The sequence below is a fragment of the Neisseria sp. P0021.S006 genome (assembly GCF_051956895.1).
The window spans coordinates 1-632 of sequence record NZ_JBQCWZ010000830.1; the positions used below are offsets into that span (position 1 = coordinate 1).

The following is a 632-nucleotide window of genomic DNA, read 5'->3' on the forward strand; positions in this document are numbered from 1 at the left end:
AGCGTATCCATCTGCGGCGAAATGGCCGGCGATACCGTCTTCACCCGACTGTTGCTCGGCATGGGCTTGCGCCGCTTCTCCATGAACCCCAACAACCTGCTTTCGGTTAAAAACATCATCCTGCACAGCCACACTGGCCATCTCGAAAACGATGCCGCCAAAATCCTGCGCTGCGAAGACCCGGAAAAAGCCGAAAAACTGATTAAAATCCTCAACCAAAGCGAACAGGCGGAATCACAGGCCGTCTGAATCTCTAAAAAGGGCGTGTTTCGATACACGCCCTTTTATTCGTCCCCATTTTGGGTTTACGCCCGACTCTCCCTTAAGCCCTCTTCTTCCCTATTTCGCCATTTCAAAAACCAACCTTTTTCATTTTTCCCAAATACTGCTTACAGGCCGTCTGAAAAATATAGGGCGCAAGTGAAATAAAAGTTTTTATGCCCACACCAAAGGCCGTCTGAACCCTGATTGCAAGGTTTCAGACGGCCTTGTTTTCAACCGAATACCTTTTATTTTTTTGCAATAAAAAACCCTTTACCTATCCATTCCAGCTACTGCCCACCATGGCTTTAGGCACCCCATATCATTCCTTTTTACTAGGTCTTCAGTACACCCAAGCCCTATATAAACAC

The 632-nt window shown here is 47.2% G+C and carries 1 protein-coding gene; it reads left to right on the top strand.

What is annotated here, in order from left to right:
• Window positions 1–249: putative PEP-binding protein (locus ACTHUM_RS17360; RefSeq protein ID WP_440403607.1), on the top strand; the 249-nt coding region annotated here is incomplete at its 5' end.
• Window positions 250–632: the final 383 nt, after the last annotated feature.